The 20,984-nt window shown below is 41.7% G+C and carries 16 protein-coding genes; 11 read left to right on the forward strand and 5 right to left on the reverse strand.

Annotated elements, in window-relative coordinates; translation table 11 throughout:
* The first annotated feature begins 96 nt into the window (after positions 1-96).
* The 6 genes from ACWIUJ_RS06400 to ACWIUJ_RS06425 all read left to right on the forward strand — a co-directional run bounded on the left by ACWIUJ_RS06400 (position 97) and on the right by ACWIUJ_RS06425 (position 7,499).
* The gene (locus tag ACWIUJ_RS06400) at positions 97-1,341 is read left to right on the forward strand and encodes an Eco57I restriction-modification methylase domain-containing protein (protein WP_454169747.1); all 1,245 of its coding nucleotides are present in this window, start codon (positions 97-99) and stop codon (positions 1,339-1,341) included.
* A complete protein-coding gene (locus ACWIUJ_RS06405) occupies positions 1,328-1,846 on the forward strand; it encodes a GIY-YIG nuclease family protein (protein ID WP_454169748.1) in 519 nt (172 codons plus the stop codon). The genes ACWIUJ_RS06400 and ACWIUJ_RS06405 overlap by 14 nt, the downstream gene beginning before the upstream one ends.
* A complete protein-coding gene (locus ACWIUJ_RS06410) occupies positions 1,831-3,834 on the forward strand; it encodes an ABC transporter ATP-binding protein (RefSeq protein WP_454169750.1) in 2,004 nt (667 codons plus the stop codon). Before ACWIUJ_RS06405 ends, ACWIUJ_RS06410 begins: the two co-directional genes overlap by 16 nt.
* 176 nt (positions 3,835-4,010) lie before the next feature.
* Positions 4,011-4,655: a hypothetical protein gene (locus ACWIUJ_RS06415; protein WP_454169751.1), complete on the forward strand. Its 645-nt coding sequence runs from the start codon at positions 4,011-4,013 to the stop codon at positions 4,653-4,655.
* Between the two features lie 201 nt (positions 4,656-4,856).
* Complete coding sequence (locus ACWIUJ_RS06420; RefSeq protein WP_454169752.1) at positions 4,857-6,425, forward strand: DUF2779 domain-containing protein; 1,569 nt, start codon at positions 4,857-4,859, stop codon at positions 6,423-6,425.
* 192 nt (positions 6,426-6,617) lie between these two features.
* On the forward strand, positions 6,618-7,499 hold the full coding sequence (locus ACWIUJ_RS06425) for a helix-turn-helix transcriptional regulator (RefSeq protein ID WP_454150297.1): 882 nt from the start codon (positions 6,618-6,620) through the stop codon (positions 7,497-7,499).
* Between the two features lie 3 nt (positions 7,500-7,502).
* Here ACWIUJ_RS06425 and ACWIUJ_RS06430 read toward each other — a convergent pair whose 3' ends face one another.
* On the reverse strand, positions 7,503-9,641 hold the full coding sequence (locus ACWIUJ_RS06430; RefSeq protein ID WP_454169754.1) for an AAA family ATPase: 2,139 nt from the start codon (positions 9,639-9,641) through the stop codon (positions 7,503-7,505).
* A 171-nt stretch (positions 9,642-9,812) separates the two neighbouring features.
* Between ACWIUJ_RS06430 and ACWIUJ_RS06435 the strand changes: the two genes are divergently transcribed.
* Positions 9,813-10,349, forward strand: coding sequence for a DinB family protein (locus ACWIUJ_RS06435; protein ID WP_454169756.1), 537 nt, complete (start codon positions 9,813-9,815; stop codon positions 10,347-10,349).
* A gap of 91 nt (positions 10,350-10,440) precedes the next feature.
* Complete coding sequence (locus tag ACWIUJ_RS06440) at positions 10,441-11,202, forward strand: metallophosphoesterase family protein (RefSeq protein WP_454169758.1); 762 nt, start codon at positions 10,441-10,443, stop codon at positions 11,200-11,202.
* Positions 11,203-11,271: 69 nt separating this feature from the next.
* Here ACWIUJ_RS06440 and ACWIUJ_RS06445 read toward each other — a convergent pair whose 3' ends face one another.
* The gene (locus tag ACWIUJ_RS06445; RefSeq protein ID WP_454169760.1) at positions 11,272-11,865 is read right to left on the reverse strand and encodes a toxin-antitoxin system YwqK family antitoxin; all 594 of its coding nucleotides are present in this window, start codon (positions 11,863-11,865) and stop codon (positions 11,272-11,274) included.
* A 110-nt stretch (positions 11,866-11,975) separates the two neighbouring features.
* Here ACWIUJ_RS06445 and dnaE point away from each other — a divergent pair, with 110 nt between their 5' ends.
* On the forward strand, positions 11,976-15,656 hold the full coding sequence (gene dnaE, locus ACWIUJ_RS06450; protein ID WP_454169762.1) for a DNA polymerase III subunit alpha: 3,681 nt from the start codon (positions 11,976-11,978) through the stop codon (positions 15,654-15,656).
* 37 nt (positions 15,657-15,693) lie between these two features.
* On the opposite strand, the gene ACWIUJ_RS06455 is transcribed toward dnaE, so the two are convergent.
* Complete coding sequence (locus tag ACWIUJ_RS06455) at positions 15,694-16,248, reverse strand: FKBP-type peptidyl-prolyl cis-trans isomerase (RefSeq protein WP_454150306.1); 555 nt, start codon at positions 16,246-16,248, stop codon at positions 15,694-15,696.
* Positions 16,249-16,514: 266 nt separating this feature from the next.
* Here ACWIUJ_RS06455 and ACWIUJ_RS06460 point away from each other — a divergent pair, with 266 nt between their 5' ends.
* Both ACWIUJ_RS06460 and ACWIUJ_RS06465 read left to right on the forward strand, forming a co-directional pair.
* Positions 16,515-18,530 carry an HsdM family class I SAM-dependent methyltransferase gene (locus ACWIUJ_RS06460; RefSeq protein ID WP_454170030.1) on the forward strand — a complete coding sequence of 672 codons (2,016 nt, stop codon included), beginning with the start codon at positions 16,515-16,517 and terminating at the stop codon, positions 18,528-18,530.
* A gap of 16 nt (positions 18,531-18,546) precedes the next feature.
* Positions 18,547-19,902: a restriction endonuclease subunit S gene (locus ACWIUJ_RS06465; RefSeq protein ID WP_454169764.1), complete on the forward strand. Its 1,356-nt coding sequence runs from the start codon at positions 18,547-18,549 to the stop codon at positions 19,900-19,902.
* A gap of 85 nt (positions 19,903-19,987) precedes the next feature.
* Here the strand turns inward: ACWIUJ_RS06465 and ACWIUJ_RS06470 are convergent, their stop codons facing one another.
* Positions 19,988-20,428 carry a hypothetical protein gene (locus tag ACWIUJ_RS06470; protein WP_454169766.1) on the reverse strand — a complete coding sequence of 147 codons (441 nt, stop codon included), beginning with the start codon at positions 20,426-20,428 and terminating at the stop codon, positions 19,988-19,990.
* A gap of 36 nt (positions 20,429-20,464) precedes the next feature.
* Positions 20,465-20,941 (reverse strand): OmpA family protein, encoded by a 477-nt coding sequence (locus tag ACWIUJ_RS06475; protein ID WP_454169768.1) that lies wholly within the window; start codon positions 20,939-20,941, stop codon positions 20,465-20,467.
* Positions 20,942-20,984: the final 43 nt, after the last annotated feature.

Below are 20,984 nucleotides of genomic sequence, written 5' to 3' on the forward strand. Positions count from 1 at the left end.
TATAATCGCTTTTTGTGAAAATCCACACGAGAAATCACAGCAGGGTGGCAAAAATGTTTAAGCTATCATTGCCCGCGTTAAGTTTATTTGCCTATAATGCCAAAAAAATCTAAGGAGAATCCCTTGCTAGCCGAGTTTGAAGCGATAAAAAATCACTTTGATACGCTCAATTTCAACACGGAGCATTTTGTAAATTCTAATGATATTTGCACGCCTATGGATTGTGTCAAAGAAATGCTTGATTCGCTTCCAAATGAATTTTGGCAACGACAAAATATTAAAGTGCTTGATTCTTGCTGTGGCAATGGCAATTTTCACGCGTATGCCGCGCTAAAAACGCCGCTTAAAAATCTTTACTTTAATGAAATCAACGAAAAACGAATCGCAAATCTAAAATCTTATTTTGGCGAACATATCAACCTAACTATTATGGATTTTTTGAATTTTTTTGAAGCCCCAGAATATGATTTAATCGTTTCAAACCCACCTTATGCGAAGTTTAACGGCGATAAGCGCGTCTCAAAAAATCACAACCTCTCTCGCGCCTTTATCCAAAAATCGCTAAAAATCCTAAAAGACGGCGGATATTTGCTTTTTATCGTGCCAAATAATTGGATGAGTTTTGCGGATAGAAATGACTTGCCAAGCGAGCTTAGCAGGTATCAATTTAGGATTTTAGACATTGGCGGGGCGAAAAAATATTTTCCACAAGTTGGCTCATCTTTTACTTGGTTTTTGCTCCAAAAAGTGCCAAATACGCAAGCCTTTGAAGTGCGCAATCACTATGTGCTAAAAGATACGCAGTTGGTAAAAATCACTCCAAATCAACGCTTTATCCCGCTCTATCACTCCCAAATCGTGCAAAATATCATCGATAAAACACTCAACAATCAGAATCTAGAGAAGTATCCCATTGAGACAAGCTCAAACCTGCACCGCTACACAAAGCGCGAATGTATCAGTAACAAGCGCGACAAAACCCATATTTACAAACTTATCCACACGCCAAGTCAAGTTGTCTATGCGAGTAAGCCTCACATTTACCAAGAGGGCTACAAAGTCTTTATTTCGCTTACCAATCAATACGGCACTTTTATCGATAATTGCGGAATGACACAATCGATTGCGTTTATTCGTTGCGAGAGTCTAGCAGAGGCAAAGCAAATAAAATCCGAGCTAGATAAGCCCATTTATAAATTCCTTAATAACATTACACGATATGGCAATTTTAACAACATAAGAGTGCTACAAAATTTCCCAAAATTTGGTAGTTTTGAGCTTACAAGCAAAGAAAACAAAGCCATAGAAAATTTTAACAAGGCGTATTATGGCAAAGAATAAAAATAAAAACATAATCCCGCTAAAAAATATTGATGAACTAGCGCAAGAATGCGCGTATGAGGATTTTGCCTACAAAGAGCATTTTGATTTAATCGCTAAATTACACCCAAATAACGACAAAGAAAAGCTAGAATTAGAAGTCATTGATGAGGTAAAATGCCAAGATAAAGGCTTTGTGTATGTGTTTGTGATTGAGGGCAAAATCTTTAAAATCGGGCAGTCCATTAGCAACATAAAAGAGCGCATTCAAAGCTATAATTGTGGCAAGACCGAATATCGCATAAATGGCACAAATTCTACGACAAATTATTTTGTCCTCCAAAGTTTGCTAAAAATCAACAAAGAAATCCTTGTCTATGCGTTTTTCCCGCAAAAACCACGATATGAAATCTTTGGGCAAGTCTTTGAGGACAGCTACCCGCCGAGCAAAAAGGCGGAAAATATCATTATCACAGATTTTATCAAAAAGCACGGCAAAAAGCCTATCGGATGCACACAGACTTGAACACAACATCTAACCAATATAGCACACTTGAGCTGCGCAATCTCACCATTGCCAATGGGAAGCGCATTTTGCTTAAAAATGTGGGCTTTGAAATCATCGCAGGGCGCACTACCGCGCTTATGGGGAAAAGTGGCAGTGGCAAAAGTTTATCCGCGCTTGCCCTCCAAGACGCGCTCCCTAGCAATCTCACGCGCTTAAGTGGCGAGGTGGTGCTAAATGGCAAAATCTTAAGCAAAAGCGAAATTCGCGCAAATCGAGGCAAACTCATCGCCACTATCTTGCAAAATCCGCGCACTTGCTTTAACCCGCTACTATCGATGAAAAGCCATATTGCCGAGTCGCTATGCGCACTTCATAAGCCATTTTTGCAAGACAAAGTAGAGGCGACACTGCGCGAAGTGGGGCTAAACTCTAGCGTGTTAGACAACTACGGCTTTGAGCTAAGCGGGGGAATGCTCCAGCGCGTGATGATAGCCATAGCACTGCTTAGCGGGGCAAGATTCTTCATCGCTGATGAGGCGACTACGGATTTGGATATGGTGGTGGAGGATAAGATTTTGCGCTTGCTTAAGGAGTTGCAGGCGAGGAGGGGGCTTGGGATTTTGCTGATTAGCCACGATAGGCGGGTGGTGGAGATGATGGCAGATAAAGTCTATGAAATAGGCAATGTAGGCAATGCGTCTGCGGGTAGTCATTGCGCAGATTCAACATTTTGCCACAAGGCACGGACGCAAAGTCCGCTAACTTTGTGTCAAAATGTTGAAAACTCCACAAGCACCACCTCACCGACTTCGATTGTGGATTCTTGTTCGCAGGATTTCAGCGAAAATGGCAACGATTCTAGTAAATCCGTCATTGCGAGCGAGCAATGCGAGCGTGGCAATCTCTCACAAACAGGCAATCCAAATCCCCCCTCCCTTGCGGAGGGGGCTAGGGGGTGGGTAGATTCTCGCAACAAAACAATAGATTGCCACGATTTTGCTACGCAAAATCTCGCAATGATAACAGAATCCAAAATCTCACAAAATGCCCTCATCGCGCATAATGTAAGCAAGACTTACGCCCGCTATACGCTCTTTGGTAAGCGACAAAAGTGCGTGCTTAGCAATGTGTCGTTGCGCGTGGGAGCGGGCGAGTGTGTGGCATTGCTTGGAGCTAGTGGCTCTGGCAAATCCACGCTAGCGCGGGTGCTAAGTGTGTTAGAGAGTGTGGATAATGTAGATTCTAGAATGTGCAAAGATAGCGAGGGGCAATATGGCGCGAAATCTCGCACAAAAAATGAAACACAAAGCACTGCAAAAAAAATAAATCAAAAATATACCCACCCCCTAGCCCCCTCCGCAAGGGAGGGGGGAAATATGGATTCACACACACACGCAACTACGCATTTGCACGCGGGAATCTACCTCAATGGCGAGCGCGTAGAATCTAAAGCCCTAGCAAATCCTAGCGCGCAAAAGGCGTTTTATAAGCAAGTCCAAATTTTGTTTCAAGACCCTATAAGCTCGCTAAATCCGCGACTAACACTGCGGGAGAGCTTAAGCGAGCCATTGCAAAACTTGCTAGGTGTGTATGAAGCGCGCGAGCAAGAAGCGCGGATTTTGCCCCTGCTAGCGCGATTGCATCTAGAATCTCGCCTGCTAGATTATTACCCCGCTATGCTCTCTGGCGGGCAGGCAGCGCGATTTTGCCTTGCTAGAGCGTTGCTTGTGCGCCCAAAATATGTGCTTTTAGATGAGGTAACTTCTGGGCTAGATTTTGCGCTTGAGTGCGAGATTTTGGGGATTTTGCAAGAATTGCAGGAGGAAATGGGGCTTGGGATTTTGCTTATCACGCACAGCGTGGAGCTAGCGCGGAGGTGGTGTGAGCGAATCTACATAATGCAAAATGGCGAGATAGTGGAGGAAGTGCGCGGAGATGAGCCATTTAGCAGTGATTTTGGAGCGGAGCTAGATAGGATTGTGGATTTTAGTGCTACGCACGGTTAAGGTTTAGCAAATGCGAATCCATACGCAAAAAATGGCAATAAACGCGAACTATGCAGGGCGATTTTGTGGCGTGCTTTGTGCATTTTAAAATCGGGTTGGTTTTATAGCAATTAAATGCGATTGGAAGTATAATCGCATTGAATTTTTGATTTTGGTAGAAAGCTAAGGAGTTTAAAATGGACAATATGGGAAAAATATTTTGCATATTTTTTTGTGGTGTGGTGATGTTTCTCTTTGGTGGTTGTGCTAGTGCTTGGTATTCTACAGAGGCAGACCCACAGATTCCATTTGACAAAGAAAAATGGCTCACTATTTATCTAGGAGAAGAGCCGACTATCAAAGACAAAAAATTAGGACTTTTGTTAGGAAATCTATTGGTAGAAGAAGGGTTTGTGGTATCGGGCTTTAATATGATAGAAGTTAAAACACCTTGTGGAGTTACTTTTAGCCAAGATATTTCATCTACTCCATACACAGGGAGCTATACTACCTATCATACAACCACAAATACGACATATATTCCCGGGAGTTTTGGCAATGGATACAATCCCGGGCGCACGATTACTACACGCACCACCACTCCACAAACCCACACATATTCAGGTTTAATCGTAAAACAAAACATAGGTATGAGCATTTTTTGCGAAAATAATGGAAAAAGAGAGCGAATTTGGTTTGGATTTATGAGTGCAAATGTGAGTGAATACGAACAATATCAAGAAAAAGCTATAAAAAATCTTATAAAACTTATTGGGAAAGATTTCAAAGGCGACATTGAAATTTGGGGCGACAGCAAGAGGGCTTGGGATACAAATAAGTAATATATTTGTTACTATGTTTTTCATTGCATAAAAACCAAGACACCAAAATGTCCGTTTTTCATTGTGTCAAAAAATTGACACAAAACAAAATAAGACATTTTTTTGTCCGCTTTTGTTATTATAATTTTCACAATGCCTAAAATGCCACGCCACAAACAAGGCGTAAAAAACAAAGGCAAATCACAACAAAAAGGACAACAAATGAGCATAAATCTATCCAAATCCCAATACCTGCGCGGACTGCAGTGCAAAAAATCGCTATGGCTCTACAAATACGCCCGCGAGATACAAGACACCCCTAGCGAGTCGCAACTCGCGCGATTTGAGAGTGGTGATAGGGTGGGCGAGCTCGCCCTAAAATTGTTTGATTGCACGGAGAAAATAGACTTTGATGAGGGGGATTTCGCTGAAAAAATAGCGCGCACGCAAGCCCTCATAGCAAGCGGTGTGAGTGCAATCGCGGAGGCGACATTTGAGTATAAAGGCGTAATCGTAATGGTGGATATACTCCAAATCACGCCACAAGGGCTAATCATCAACGAAGTCAAAAGCGCGACAAGCCTAAAGGGCGTGTATATCGATGATTTGGCGATACAATACTTTGTGATAACGCAAGGCACGCAAACACAAGCCCCAAGCTACATTTATGATAAACACGCACAACCCCAAACACAATCACAAGACACGCAAAACGCGCACAAAGTCATCGGCGCAAATCTAATCCACATAAATAACAGCTATGAGCGCAATGGCGAGTTGGAGCTAGAAAAGCTCTTTACAAAGGTGGATTGTCTAGAATCTGTGAGAGCAAAGCAGGGCGAAGTCGCGCAAAATCTCGCCGAGTTTGAAAACGCCCTAAGCAATACAGAAATATCCCCACAAATCCCCATAGGAGCGCAATGCAGCACGCCTTATAATTGCGATTTTCGTGGGTATTGCTGGCATACCGTGCCAAAGCAAGATTCTATCTTTCACATCGCGGGGCGCAAGAGTTTTGACCCTTTTGCGCTCTATCATAGCGGGATACGAAGTTTTAGCGAGATAGAGGATTTTGGTATTTTAAGCGAGAGCCAAAAACTCCAAGTCCAAAGCGCACTAAAAAAAGAGGTGCATATCGACAAAGGCGCGATAAAGGCGTTTTTAGACACTTTAGCATATCCCGTGTATCACTTAGATTTTGAGACTTTCGCTGAAGCTGTGCCTAGCTTTGATAAGCAGAGGGCGTATATGCAGATTCCCTTTCAGTATTCGTTGCATATTGAGGGTTTGGGCGAGGCAAAAGAGGTGGCGCATAGGGAGTTTTTAGCCGATTGGCATAGCGACCCACGAGAAGCATTTATACAATCATTGATAAAAGACATTCCACAAGACGCGTGCATTTTGGCGTATAATGCGAGCTTTGAAAAAGGCGTGATGAAAAACCTTGCAGAATCGTTCCCCAAATATGCAGAGGCATTAGAAAATTTTATCGCAAACACGCACGATTTGATGATTCCCTTTAAGGACAAATCCTACTACCACCACGCGATGAATGGAAGCTACTCCATAAAGGCTGTCTTGCCAGCTCTCGCGCCAGAGATGGAGCGGGCGTATCAGAATTTAGAGCTTATCCACAATGGAGATGAGGCGATGAGTGCATTTCCGCGACTAAAACAAATGAGTGAAAATGAGAGAGAATCCTATCGGGCAGCCTTGCTAGAGTATTGCAAACTCGATACCCTCGCAATGCTAAAAGTGCTAGAAAAACTAAGAGAGGTGGCGCGGGATTGAAGTGGCGGCATAACCACAAAGATAAAGTTGTGTGGCAAAGCAGATTTTATGATTTTATTTTTGAGCCAAAATTCGCGCCTAAAGAATGATAAGTGCGAATCTGTGCCAATCAAATCCAGCTCAAAAGGCATTAAAAACACAAAAGTGGGGTAAAATACGCAGAGATTCTATGATTGTAAGGAAATAAATAGTATGGATTCCCCTAAAAATACGCGATTAAACCTCCTTTTTGAGCGATTGAAAAATGCCAATGGCTTGCGACTTTGTGATTTAGCACGGGAATTTGAAGTCAGCACCAAGACATTGCAACGCGATTTTAAAGAGCTCCAAAAACTCGGTGCGTATAAAAATGGACAGCTGGTGTTTATAGACACCAAGCGTGCTAAAGATGAGCTTAAAAGCGATGAGCGCATCGTGCTTGGAATCTTAAGCAATTTTGCCCAAAGTAACGGCACGGATTTTTATTACAAAGCAAAGCCATTACTCGCCAAACTCACCCAACAACTCGAACAACCCATACATATAGCTACACAAAGTGAGAGCTTAGATAGCGATGATTTGGTGCATTTTGACTTTGTTGAGAATCTTATCACCCAAAGGCGGGAATTAGGTTTTTTGTATAATGACAAGGAATTTGAAGTCAAACCCTTTAAACTTGCGCATTTTGATGGATTTTGGTATGTGCTGTGCCTTGATAGCAGGGATAATGATACTTTAAAAAAGTTCTATTTCAAGGATATGAAAGAGTTGCGCGATTTGCAAAGAGGATTTTGCTTAAGCGAGGAAGTGGAACAAAAGCTAAAAAAGGCGCACAGCGTGTGGTTTGAGTTAGATGATGCGTTTTTGGTGCAGTTGCTTATTGATAAAAAGGTAGCAAAGTATTTTAAACGCAGAGGCGTGAAAGGATTGAGCGAAGAGAGTGATGGGAGCGTGATGTTAGAGGTTGAAATCTCCAAATCAATGGAGATTAAGCCTCTGATTTATAAATTTATCCCCTATATCAAGGTGATTGAGCCGGGCTGGTTAAGAAAAGAAATCCACGATGAAATTGCAGATTACCTTGAGAATTTGTAAGTGTTATGCTAAAAATCCAGCTTTTGTGCCCATAGATTCCATATCTTTGACTTTGACTTCATCGCAAAGTCGCGCATAGAAATCTCGCGCATTTTTTATCGGGTTAAATTTATGCCCTCGCCTTACCGCAGCAAAGTCGCCCGGTGTAAGGCAATCCAGCCTTGCTATCAAATCCCGCGCATTTGATTCGCACTTCAATCCCAAAATCGCACATTCTTTTTTAAACAGATTCACGCGTTGCGCACAATCCAACGCCATAAATTCGACTTTTAAGTCAAATCTACGCAACGCGGCTTTGTCGATATTATCCATTAGATTCGTGGTAGCGATGAAAATGCCGTCAAATTTTTCCATTTGCAACAGCATTTCATTGACTTTTGTAGTCTCCCAGCTACGCACTGCGAGTTTTCTCTCGCGCAAAAAGCTATCTACCTCATCAAAGACAAGCACGGCTTTTTTTGCCCTTGCCTCTTTGAATGCTTTGGCGATATTTTTTTCAGTTTCGCCCACCCACATTGATTCCAAATCGCTCACTGCTTTGATAATGCAAGGGCGTTTGAGCGTTTTTGCGATAAATTGCGCATAAGCACTTTTGCCCGTCCCACTCAAACCATAAAGACAGATTCGCGCATTTGGATTCGCACTCAAACCTTCTGCTATGTGCGAAATATCACAATCCGCATTGATAAAATCCGTAGAGTAGCTTTTTGGAAGCGCGATTGTGGAATCCTTGCTTTTTTTGGATTTTTTGATAGGCGCGTGTCCTTGCGCTTTAAGCGTGTTATTTACCAACATTAAGAAATTTTTTGAAAAATCCCCTTGCAACACAGAGCTCACTTCATTTGCGCGATTTATGAGCGCGGGTGCGAGGTTGAGTGATTTTTGAGCAAGCTTTCGTGTCTTTTTATCTAGCTTTGTTCCGCAGATTTTATCGAGCATCACTCTACGCACACGCCTTTTGGGAATCCCAATATTCACTACAAAATCAAACCGCCGAATGAGTGCGTCATCAACCACTCTAATGTTATTGGTAATCCAAATAGTGGGTAGTGGGTTGTTCTCAAAGACTTCGTTAAAAAATGCCTTGTAATGAAATCGCCTACCAAAGTCATTAAAAATGTCCTCTGCTTCATCATAGAGTAATAAATTTTTATCTGAATCTAAAAAGCGTTGCGCTAACATATACGAGCCAAGTCGCTTCGCACCATCTATTTCATCACCATATTTATCTTTTGTGCGGACTTTATAGAGTTTGACATTGATGTTTTTGGCGAGGAGTTTTGCTAGCTCTGTCTTGCCTGTGCCCGGCACACCATAGAGCAAAATATTCACACCCTTTTTTGCATTGGCTTTGGTAAAAGCAAGGTATTCTTGAATCAAACTAAACTCTTTAATGTGAGAGTAATCCTCTGGGCTTAGAAGTGTATCCTCATCACATGGCACAGCAAATCGCCCCACAATTTGGGTTCTATCATTTTCCACACCAAAAAGTATTTCGCTAATTTCCTCATCATAAAAGCCCTCAAGCATTCTGCCCAAATCATCTCTATCATAGCACAAAATCTGCGTTTGCACCAAAATACCATTGCGTCTCATTGCTGTGGAAACTTCCCTTGTGCTAAACCCAAGCATTTTGCTCAATGCGATTGTAGCTTGCTTAGGAGTTCTAGCAAAGTCTCTAAAGTTTCTCAAAAAACCCTTAAACATAGGCGTTTCACCAGCGAGGGCGACAAGTTCGATTATAGCGATTTCTACATCATTTAACCCCAAGCTCTTTTGGAGCATATTTAAGTTCTTCTCAAAAAGCTTGTAATGTCCAAAATCTCCCCGTTTTTGAAGTGTTTGGAGGGTGTCAAATTCCTTATCCAAAAAGCGCAGAATCTTCTCCTTATACATTGTTGGATTCTCATCAAATACATTACAATCACTACAAATATGACTAAAGCCAAAATAATGCGCCACTTTTCGTGAATCACGAACATTCTCTTCACCAAAAAACCTCACAACACTTTCTCTAAAGCTCAACATATAGAGCCTTGCTTTGTTGTTTAAATAGCGTTGTTCCGCACTTGTGTCTATTTGCTCATAGTGATTGATGGGTTCTGAGATAACTCTTCTTTGTCGGTGTTTGCGTAGTTTCATTGTCGCTCCTTAGTGTAAAATAGTAACGATACTATTATCGCGCTAAAAGCGGACATAAATTTGTCCCTTGTTTCAAAATTGCAATATTTGTGAATCAATTTGTCATTTTTAGAATCTCCTTCTATCTTTGTGGCACAATATAGGCTTAATCAAACTTAAAAAGGATACACAATGCCAACTTCGCAACCAACTTCACAAAAAGCTATATTAGAGCTAATGGCGACATACAACCAACGCGCAAATAAAGCGATGATAGAGGTGCTAGAGGATTTAGATGAGGGCGAGCTCCACAAAGATAGGGGGCTGTATTTTAAGTCGATTTTGGGGACTATGGCGCATTACACCGCCGCAGACGCCACATTTTTTAAGGATTATTTCGCGCTCTTTTGTGTCTCTGCGCCAAGTAGCAACAAAATCGAAGCAATGCTCGAATCTCCATTTACACTCAAACCTGAAATACACAATGACGCGACAAACCTCTTTGCCGCACGCGAGGAAATCGATAGCTATATCTTGCAAGTAATCGCGGGCATAGAGGATTTTAGCGTGCTTAAAGAGCTAGATTTCCCGTGGGGAGCGATGAAAAAGCCCGTGTATCAATTCATCTTTGGCATACTCAATCACGGCACGCACCATAGAGGAATGATAGCAAGTGTGCTTGATACTATGGGGGTAGAAAACGACTTTAACGGCGCGCTTGGAATCTAGCTAGACGAAGAAACAAAAAATTTAGCTTGGATAAAACCAGCACAAACAACAAAACAAAAGAGCAAGGCACGGAAAACTGAAAGGAGAAACAATGATTTACACATTTGGCGATACACACGGAAACCACGATATAGACAAACTCTTTAAAGGCGGCATTGAATTTAAAGAAAATGATTATATTATTATTTGTGGGGATTTTGGAGTGCTTTGGAATGATGAAAAAGATACACAAGAAGTCGCATTAGAATCTAGTCTCAATAGTCTGCCTTGTAATGTGCTATTTGTAGATGGAAATCACGAGAATTTCAACCAAATTTATGCTTTGCCACAGGTGCAAAAGTTTGATTCGATTGTAGGACAATACTCTAAAAATGTCTTTCACTTAAAGCGCGGACATATCTACAATATCGATAATATGAACTTTTTGACAATGGGTGGCGCATTAAGCATTGATAAACAATGGAGAGTAGAGGGAATATCGTGGTGGCGACAAGAGGCAATCACTGATGCAGAGTTGGATTTGGCATTGAAAAACATTGAAAACTTTGAATCTAACATTGACTTTGTTTTAACGCACACTCTGCCACAAAGAGCCGTAAAAGAACTTGGCAAATATACGCGAATCTTTCATAAGTTACACGATGAGAATCCTTTAAAGTTAGAAAAGATTTTTTTAGCTTTGCAGAATAAAAAATATGATGTCAAAGCGTGGATATGCGGACATTGGCATAGTGATGTAGCCTTTGATATGAAATATCTGCCTAGAAAAAAGATGAGTTTCTATGTCAATTACAATGGCACAAGCGTAGGCATAGATAAGGATAGAAAGGTAAGTGAGATTGAGTTGAAGTGATGATAAAATAAAATTCACACAAACTTAAAGCGCAAAAAACAAAGGCACAAAAGCAAAATCGACAAATTACTACTTAGTATGCGGGGTTCTACGCACTTCCTTGCCATTTTCATAATAGATTGTGTATTGGAGTTTGCCCTTTGGGGAGTAGAGCTTGGATTCTCCTATTGGGCGGTCATTTTCATACATTCCCTCTGAGCGCAAGATTCCACTTTTGTAATATGACTTTGCTTCACCATTGGCGTTTCCACGCACGAATTGCATTTGTGCGCGTAGTTTGCCATTATCATAATACCACTTTGTTGCGCCCTCTTGGCGTCCTTTTAAAAAGCTAATCTCCCACGCAAGTTTTCCATTGGCGTGGTAAAGAGTGATAGTGCCTGTGTAATCACTCACTTGTGCTTTATCGGGGGCGATGTCTTGGTAGTTAAATTTAAGAGGATTGGCAATGGCATTTTCTTTAGCATTCTCTTGTTGAGGTTTTGGAGCGGGTTTTGGCTTGCTAGATTCTGTATTTTTGGGCGTTTTATCCTCTTGTGTGTTTTCTTGTTCAAGCGTTTGTTCATTTTGGATTGGCGCACTTGGCTCATCTTTGGCACAGCCCACAATCCCCCAGCACACAAGCACACATAGCGCACAATAATTCCCAACGAATCTCAACACGCAAATCCTTTGCTTTTTAAAACTTTTAGCCAAAATTATAGCCACTTTTATACGATTTTAATCATCACTTTATTACAATTTCATCGAATATAATTTTGGAGATTCTACCAATGAGTAAATTTACGCATTTACATTTACACAGCGAGTTTTCACTCCTTGATGGGCTAAACAAAATCCCAGCCCTTGCCAAACGCATAAAAGCACTTGGTATGGATTCTGTCGCACTCACCGACCACGGCAATATGTTTGGGGCATTAGAATTTTATATAGCAATGAAGCAAGAGGGCATAAATCCAATCATTGGAATGGAAGCCTATATCCACAATGGCGATGAACTCAACGACAAAAGCACCAAAGCACGATTTCACCTTTGTTTGTATGCCAAAAACCTAACGGGCTATAAGAATCTTATGTATTTGAGCTCTCAAGCATATTTGCAGGGTTTTTATTATTATCCGCGCATTAACAAAAAACTTCTAAGAGCTCATAGCGATGGGCTTGTGTGTAGCGCAGCGTGTTTGCAAGGAGAGATAAACTTCCACCTTAATACGCATAATGAGCGCAATGTGCGATTTGGGGCAAAGGGCTATGAAGTGGCAAAGGAAGTCGCGCTGGAGTATAAAGATATTTTTGGCGAGGATTTTTATTTAGAGATTATGCGACACGGCATTGCTGACCAGTTTTTTATTGATGAGCAGATTTTGCGTTTAAGCAAGGAGATTGGGATTAAAGTTATCGCCACGAATGACACGCATTATGGTTTGCAAGCAGATGCAGATTCCCAAAATATCGCTTTTAGAATCGCTATGGGCAAGGATAAAGGCTTGCGCCACATTGTGAAAGAATTTTATGTCAAATCCCCAGAGCAAATGGCGGAGCTGTTTTTAGACATTCCAGAAGCGTTGCAAAATACACAAGAAATCGCACAAAAATGTCGCCTTGACATTCCGCTTAAAAATACGCAAATTATCAACAAACACACCAACGAGATTCTTTTAGAGAATTCGCCCGCCACGCCACCCACCTTTAAAAACACCAATCAATACGCCCAAAATGACGGCGTGGATAAGATTCTTGGCATAGACTTAGAAGAGATTGATGATAGTGTGTATCTCGCTTATAAATGCCGCGAGGGGCTAGAGGAGCGACTAAAAAATGTGGAATCTAGCAAGCATCATATTTATAAAGAACGCCTAGAGCACGAGATACAAGTCATCACACAGATGAAATTTCCGGGCTATATGCTTATTGTGTGGGATTTTGTAAATTTCGCCAAAAAGCAAGGAATCCCTGTGGGGACTGGTAGGGGCTCTGCAGCAGGAAGTTTGGTGGTGTATAGCTTAAAGATTACAGATATTGACCCTATAAAATATGATTTGCTTTTTGAGCGATTCTTAAATTCTGAGCGGGTGAGTATGCCTGATATTGATATGGACTTTTGTCAGCGTAGGCGAGGAGAAGTCATTGAATATGTGATAAGCACCTATGGTGAGCACAATGTCGCCCAAGTGATTACCTTTGGTTCGCTAAAGGCGCGTGGCGTGATACGCGATGTCGCACGCGCACTTGATATGCCCTACAATGAAGCGGATAATTTCGCAAAACTTATCCCAAAAGAGCTCAACATAACGCTTACTAAATATGTCGATAAAAGTGGCGAGCAAAAAGAAGGCGCGTGGGAAAAAGAGCCAAAAATCCGCGAGCTTGTGGAGCAAAATGCGAAGGCAAAAGAAGTGTGGGAATGCGCACTTGCCTTAGAGGGATTGAAGCGTAATCCGGGCACGCACGCTGCTGCGATTGTGATAGATTCTAATGATGAACTGTGGCATAAAATCCCGCTTTATACTAACGAAAAAACACAAGGCGCGGTTACGCAGTATTCGATGGATTATTTAGAAAAGGTAGATTTGATTAAGTTTGATTTTTTGGGGTTAAAGACGCTTACAGTTGTCGATGACACGCTTAAACTTATCAAAAAGCGATATGGCAAAGACATTGATTTAAGCACGCTTGATATGGAGGACAAACAAGTCTATGAGATGATTGGCAGTGGCGAGACTTTGGGCTTATTCCAAATGGAATCTAATGGTATGCAGGGCGTGGCACGAAGATTAAAGCCCAGCACCTTTGATGATATTGGTGCGATGATTGCGCTGTATCGTCCCGGTCCTATGGATTCTATCTCGGAGTTTATCGACCGCAAGCACGGCATTACAAAGGTTACTTATATGTTTCCTGCCTTAGAGCCTATATTAAAGCCCACTTATGGAGCGATTGTCTATCAAGAGCAAGTAATGCAAATCGTCCAAAAAATCGGTGGATTCTCACTTGGTGGCGCGGATTTAGTGCGTAGAGCAATGGGAAAAAAGAAAGTCGATGAGATGAATCGCCTCAAAGCACAATTCGCCGATGGCGCACAAGCACAGGGCTATGAACGCGCAAAGGCAGAGGAGCTGTGGGAGCTCGTAGCAAAATTCGCAGGCTATGGATTCAACAAATCTCACGCCTATGCTTATGCCGCACTCACCTACCAAACAGCATTTTTAAAGACTTATTATAAGCACGAGTTTATGGCAGCAATGCTCACAAGCGAAACAAGCAAAATAGAATCTGTGGGCAAATATATTGATGAGGTGCGCTCAATGGGTATTGAGGTTTTAGCCCCGCATATCAATTATTCTCAAAATGATTTCAGTGTGGAAGAGTTTGATGGTGTGAAAAAAATCGTTTTTGGACTTGGTGCGATTAAGGGGCTTGGTAGTGCGCCAGCAGAAAATATCATACAAGAGCGCGAGGCAAATGGAGAATATAAAGATTTGGCAGATTTTATTAGCAGGGTTGATTTTGCTAAGCTCACTAAGCGAAGTTTAGAGCCTCTTATTAAAGGCGGAAGCCTTGATGGGCTTCAATTTTCACGCAGGGCAATGCTTGAGCGTATAGATGAGATTTGTGAAGCGGGACGCAATAATGATAAAGTCAAAAAAGAAATGTGTGGGAGCACAAGTCTCTTTGGCGAGCAAGATGAGAGCTTTTTTCGTGGGGTGCATTTAGAGATTAGTGATATGCCAGAGTATGATGCGAGCACACTTTTGGGCTATGAGTTTGAATGTATGGGCATCTACATTGGCGGGCATCCGCTAGATAAGTTTAAAGACCAAATAGCTAGTATGAGTGGCGTGGCGAAGTGTAGCGAGATTGAGAATCTTAAGCTAGGTTCGCAATGCTTGCTTGTAGGCAAGGTCGAAAAGCTCGAGCGCAAAATCAGCAAAAAAGGCTCGCCCTATGGCGTGGTGCATTTTTTGGACTTTAGTGGAGCGTTGAGCTTTATGGTGTTTTCCAAGCAGTTTGCCCAGCTTGAGGAGCTCCAAAGTGTCATTGAGAGCGGAGAGCCTATCGTGTTTAAATGCAAGATTGAGGACAATGAGGAGAAGCGCACGGTGAGAGTTATGGAATCTGGCACTTTGCAGAGCGCGAAAAAATACAAAGTGCAATTAGAAACTGATGTGCCGAGCAATGAGGGCAATGCTAGCAATGAGAGTGCGGAAGATTCCCAATGGGGGCAACTCGCAAATAGTGAAATTGATATATGTGCTCCGCTGGTGTTAATGTTTGATGAAAGCGCGGATTTAGCAGTGCTGGCTAAGATTAAAGAATCGTTGCCCGAGTGCAGTGGAGAGAGAGAGTTGCGCGTGGCATTACAAAGCGAGCAAAAAACTTATACTTTTGTGAGCGGGTTGCGCGTTGATAGCAAGATTAAAGAGAAGTTCCCCGACCTACACTGGGCGGGGTAATGTGAGAATCTAAGCAGTTTATGGCTGGCGCGGGTTGCTAATGTCCGCACCCACAGCCACCGCCTCCACCGCCACAGCAGCCTCCACCGCCGTGATGATGGTCGTGTCCTCCGCTAGAGCACCCACAGCCACCGCCTACACCACCTTGTAAGATTTCCATTTCACTCGCATCGCGCACATCAAGCACTTTTACTTCAAAGGCAAGTGTCTTACCAGCAAGCGGGTGATTGTAATCAATAATCACCACACTATCATTAAAGTCTTTTACCACGACTTGTGCGCTTTGCCCATCATCACTTTGCCCAAAGAGCGTCATACCCTCTTTTAGCTCGATTCCCTCAAATTGCGAACGCTCCACCTCTTGGATAAGCTCGGCTTGATAGAGTCCATACGCGTCTTCAGGCGCAATGTTAATGGAGAGGTTATCGCCCACCTTTTTCCCCAAAAGTGCGTTTTCTAACCCGCTAATGACTTGATTTGCCCCTATGAGAAACTCTAGTGGCGCACCACTTTTGTTAGAATCAAGCACATTATCACTGCTTGCATCTTTGACTTCATACTCAATGCTTACAACTTTGTTATTTTCAATCATTTGTTATCCTTTGTGTTGGCTTGCCTTTTAGGCGTTTTCACGCAGGGATTGTAGCATATTTTATTTACTTGGGCGTATATTTTGGTGTTTTTGTGTTAATATCACATTGTGTTTTACCCTACATTTATTTCACAATATATAAGGAGAGATAATGCCAAATCATTTCACCCCCCCCCCTCAATACTCTTACTAAAAATCCAAAACAAAATCCCCCGCACGCTCCACAATGGAAACTAGAAAACGATGTCGATGACTATGTAAAGGCGATTTTTGAGGATTTAGGCTTAGTCAAAAATGTCGATTACAACGAGAAAAAACCCACAGAATATTTAGAGGACGCCCTAAAAGGCGCAAGCAAAACGATTAAAAAATCAGGCATAGGCAGACCTGATTTTACTTGTGAGAAATACAAAATCCACAACGCCGTTATCCCCGTTGTGATTGAATCCAAGCTAAAACGCGACAAACTTGTAAAATTTGACAAAGATGGCACGATTAGTTTTAACCAAAATAATGTCGCCCAATGCGCACTCAATGGCGCATTGCATTATGCTCGCGCCATCATTTCAAGCGAAAAATACAAAGAAGCCATTGCCATTGCCATAAGCGGAGATTCTAGCGATGAAGTGGCAATCGCCGTGTATTATGTCTTTGGTAGCTCATCACTTGCCTACAAAGATACGAAAATTCACTCATTAGATTTTTTGCAATCCCAAAGCGCATTTGAAGCATTTTATCAAAACGCCACACTTACAGAATCTGACAAACACAATCTTTTAGCACAAGGTAAAGCCCTTTTAAGTGAGCATAATAAAAATCTAAACGAACTTATGCACAATCACAACATTACCGCACCCCAGCGTGTGCTCTATGTTTCGGGTATGATTCTCTCAATGCAAAAGACTTATGACACAGAGCTAGGTGCGCTTATAAACGGGCTTAGTATCGATGATTTGCAAGGCAGCCAAGAATCCAACAAAAGCGATGGGGATTTAATCTACGCCCAAATCCAAAATTTTCTCAAAACCAAAATCAAAGACAGCAAAAAACTTGCCCTTATGCTTGATTCATTTAGAGAAATCAAAAAAGACCCCGATAGAAACAAAATCCCCAAAACCTACACCCACAAAGCAGGGGAAAAGAAAAATCCAAATGACGCAAAAGTCGCGCACTTGCTCCAAAGCCCAAGTTCTATCAACAAGCAAATTTTTGCCTACATTTATGAGCATATTTATAGCGAGATTGACGGCATTAGCGGGCATTTAGACATTATGGGTGAAATGTATAGCGAGTTTTTAAAATACGCATTAGGCGATGGCAAAGAGTTAGGGATTGTCCTTACCCCGCCTTATATTACCAAAATGATGGTGCAAATCCTAAACATTAGCGAAAACGATAGCGTTATGGATTTAGCCACAGGCTCGGCAGGCTTTCTCATCTCAGCTATGGAGCTAATGATAGATTCCATAAACGCCAAATACGGCAAAGACACAGCAGAGGCAAAGAAGCGCATAATCACACTCAAAAAATCCCAACTGCTAGGCGTAGAATATAACGCCGAAATGTTTACCCTAGCTACCACAAATATGATTTTGCGAGGCGATGGCTCTAGCCAGATTCACAAGGCAAACACCTTTGAGACCGATAGCAAAGATGAGAGTGGCGTAAGCATCTATGATAAATTCAACGCCACAAAGATTTTGCTAAACCCGCCCTTTACTTGGGAGGAAAATGGAATGCCATTCATCGCCTTTGGGCTTAAAAATATGAAGCAAGGCTTAGGCGCAATCATTATCCAAGATAGCGCAGGAAGTGGCAAGGCAATAAAAAGCAACAAAGAGATTTTATCACGCAACACGCTTTTAGCAAGTATCAAAATGCCACTTGATTTATTTCAACCAATGGCAGGTGTGCAAACGAGTGTGTATATCTTTGAGGCAGGAATCCCGCACGATTATGACAAGCCCGTGAAATTTATCGACTTTCGCAATGACGGCTATAAGCGCACCAAACGAGGTTTGCAAGAAGTGGATAATCCCACAACGCGCTACACTGACATCATCAAAATCTACAAGGCAGGGAAAAATGCCAAAGTGGATTCTGCGCTATGGAATCTTAACGAAATCTATATCGAGGATTTTATAAACGACAGCGGGGCGGATTGGAATTTCGACCAGCATAAAAAGGTGGATTCTAAGCCTAGTTTGCAAGACTTCAAAAAATGTGTGAGCGAATATCTCGCGTGGGAAGTCTCAAATGTCTTAAAAAAGGATTGTCTTTAGCGTAACTCAAATAAGTGTGAATCTTACAAATCTTGAAGCAGACTTTATCGCACAAGGTGGCAAATGGGAGGAATTTAGAATCGGAGATTTGTTTGAAGTAAGTGGCACTACATCATTAGATGAAAATAAAATAGATTTTATTAATGAGGGTATAAATTTTGTAGGAAGAGTTAATGAAAATAATGGCGTTAAGGGCAAAATTGTAAAACAAACTTTTGAACCAAACGATAAAAACACTATAACAGCCACTGTTATAGGAAATTATAAATATGTAAAGTATCAAAAACAACCTTATTATTGTTCGCAGAATATAAACAAATTAACACCAAAAATTCAAAAATGGAATGAAAAAATTGCATATTTTTTTATTGCAAATATTCAATGCTTTGTTTCTCGTTATAATGGACAACAAGGCGGTTATAAATTAGATGATATAAAAAACCATAAAATTTCACTCCCCACACAAAGCAACCAAATCGCCTTTGATTTTATGGAATCGTATATAAAAGAGCTAGAAGCGGAGCGAATTAACGAAATGGAGGTAGAAAGAATACAAGAGCTAGAAGCATATTTAGAGGTTACGGGACTAAACGACTATGAGTTAAACGCACAAGAGAGAGAGGCATTAGCGATTTTTGCCTCGTCATTGCGAGCAAGCGAAGCGAGCGTGGCAATCCACACGACTTTTTGTCATACTGAGCGTAGCGAAGTATCTCACAAAAACAGCGATAGAGATATTTCGGCTTTTTCACAGCCTCAATATGACAATGTAAATTCCCCCTCCCGTAGCACGAGTGGGGCTAGGGGGTGGGTAAATCCCCGCAATGACGCTTTGAATCTCCAATGGCGCGAATTTGATTTTGACAAAGCCTTTGTATATGAGCGGGGCACAAGGTATAAAAAAGCAGACCATACAAAAGGCGAAATCCCCTATATTTCATCAACAGCCTTAAATAATGGCATAGATAATTATGTATCCCCGCCTGATTATATGACAATTTATGAAAATAAATTGTCATTAGCAAATAGCGGAAGTGTGGGAAGTTGTTTTTATCACCCATATAAATTTGTTTCGTCAGACCATTGTATGATTATTTGGACGAAAGATAAAGAGTTAAATCGCTATATTGCTTTGTTTTTAAGCACAATTTTTGAAAAACTTACAAAACCAAAATATGAATTTGCAAAAGAAATTAACGATTCTCGTTTAAGAGCTGAAAAAATCCCTTTACCCGTGAATCAAAATAACCAAATCGCCTTTGATTTTATGGAAACTTTCATTAGTGCGGTGCAAAAAGAAGTGATAAAATCCGTAGTGTTGTGGAATCAAAAGCGCATAAACGCCACCAAAGCGATTGTCGAGAATCGCTAATAATATACAAACGCCCTAATTCTCGCTAGCAAACAAACCCATAACACAACCCACCTAAGCGCAAAGACTAAGCAATGTGGAGCGGTTATTGTTTTTTTGCTATTTTTTCAAGCTCTTTGAGAATGCCTTGTTGCATTTCAAGCATAAGGACTTGGAGTTGCTTAAGTTTGGAATCAAGCTGTTGTAAGGTATTTTTGTTAGATTCTATTGTTTGCTTGAGAGAATCAAGCTCATTTTGCAATCGCTGTATATGCTCCTCGTTGGCATTTGATTTGTTAATGGTGGCTTGGATATTTTGCGCTTGAGATTCATAGAGGCTTTGTAGTCCCTCTTGTGAGCGAGAGAGCTCATCTTGCTGGCTTTTTAGCTGGGTGGCAAGATTTAAGAGGGTTTGGGTGTTGGATTGAAGTGTGGAGAGGTCTTTGCGGGTTGCTCCACTTTGCTTATCGAAGGCTGATGGCTCTTTCATCGGTGCGCATATAAGAGCACTCACGCCACATAGCAACGCAACAAGCAACCTCGCCATACCACCCGCCTAATTTGCCCTTGAATGCTAGAGCGATTATTGGGCTACTTTGAACTCTACGCGGCGATTTGCTTGGTAGCATTCCTCTGTTTGCTCTTGGCAGATTGGATTGCTTTCGCCATAAGTTACGGTTGAGAGACTTGAAGAATCTACACCGCGTGTAACCAATGCTTTTTTCACAGAATCTGCACGCTTTTTGCCAAGTGCGAAGTTATACTCATCGCTTCCAAAGGAGTCTGTATTGCCCTCTAGCACGACTTTAGCACCTGATTGCTTGATAAGCTCTGCAGCGACATTCACCCTTTCATTCATAGAGCTTTGCACATCGTATTTGTCAAATTTAAAAAGAATGTGTGAAAGTTTAGCGATTTCACCCGCAGCACCAGAAGTATCTGTAAATGGTTCTTGTGCGCCTGTCGCACCTTCACCACCACCGCTTACACTCGCGCTATCTCCGCCACAACCAGCGAAAATCCCTATCGCACATAATCCTACGAACAATGCTTTTTTCATAGCAAAATCCTCCTGATATTTAAAGTTTGGAATCTGCCCTATA

Source organism: Helicobacter sp. 23-1046, from assembly GCF_053654635.1.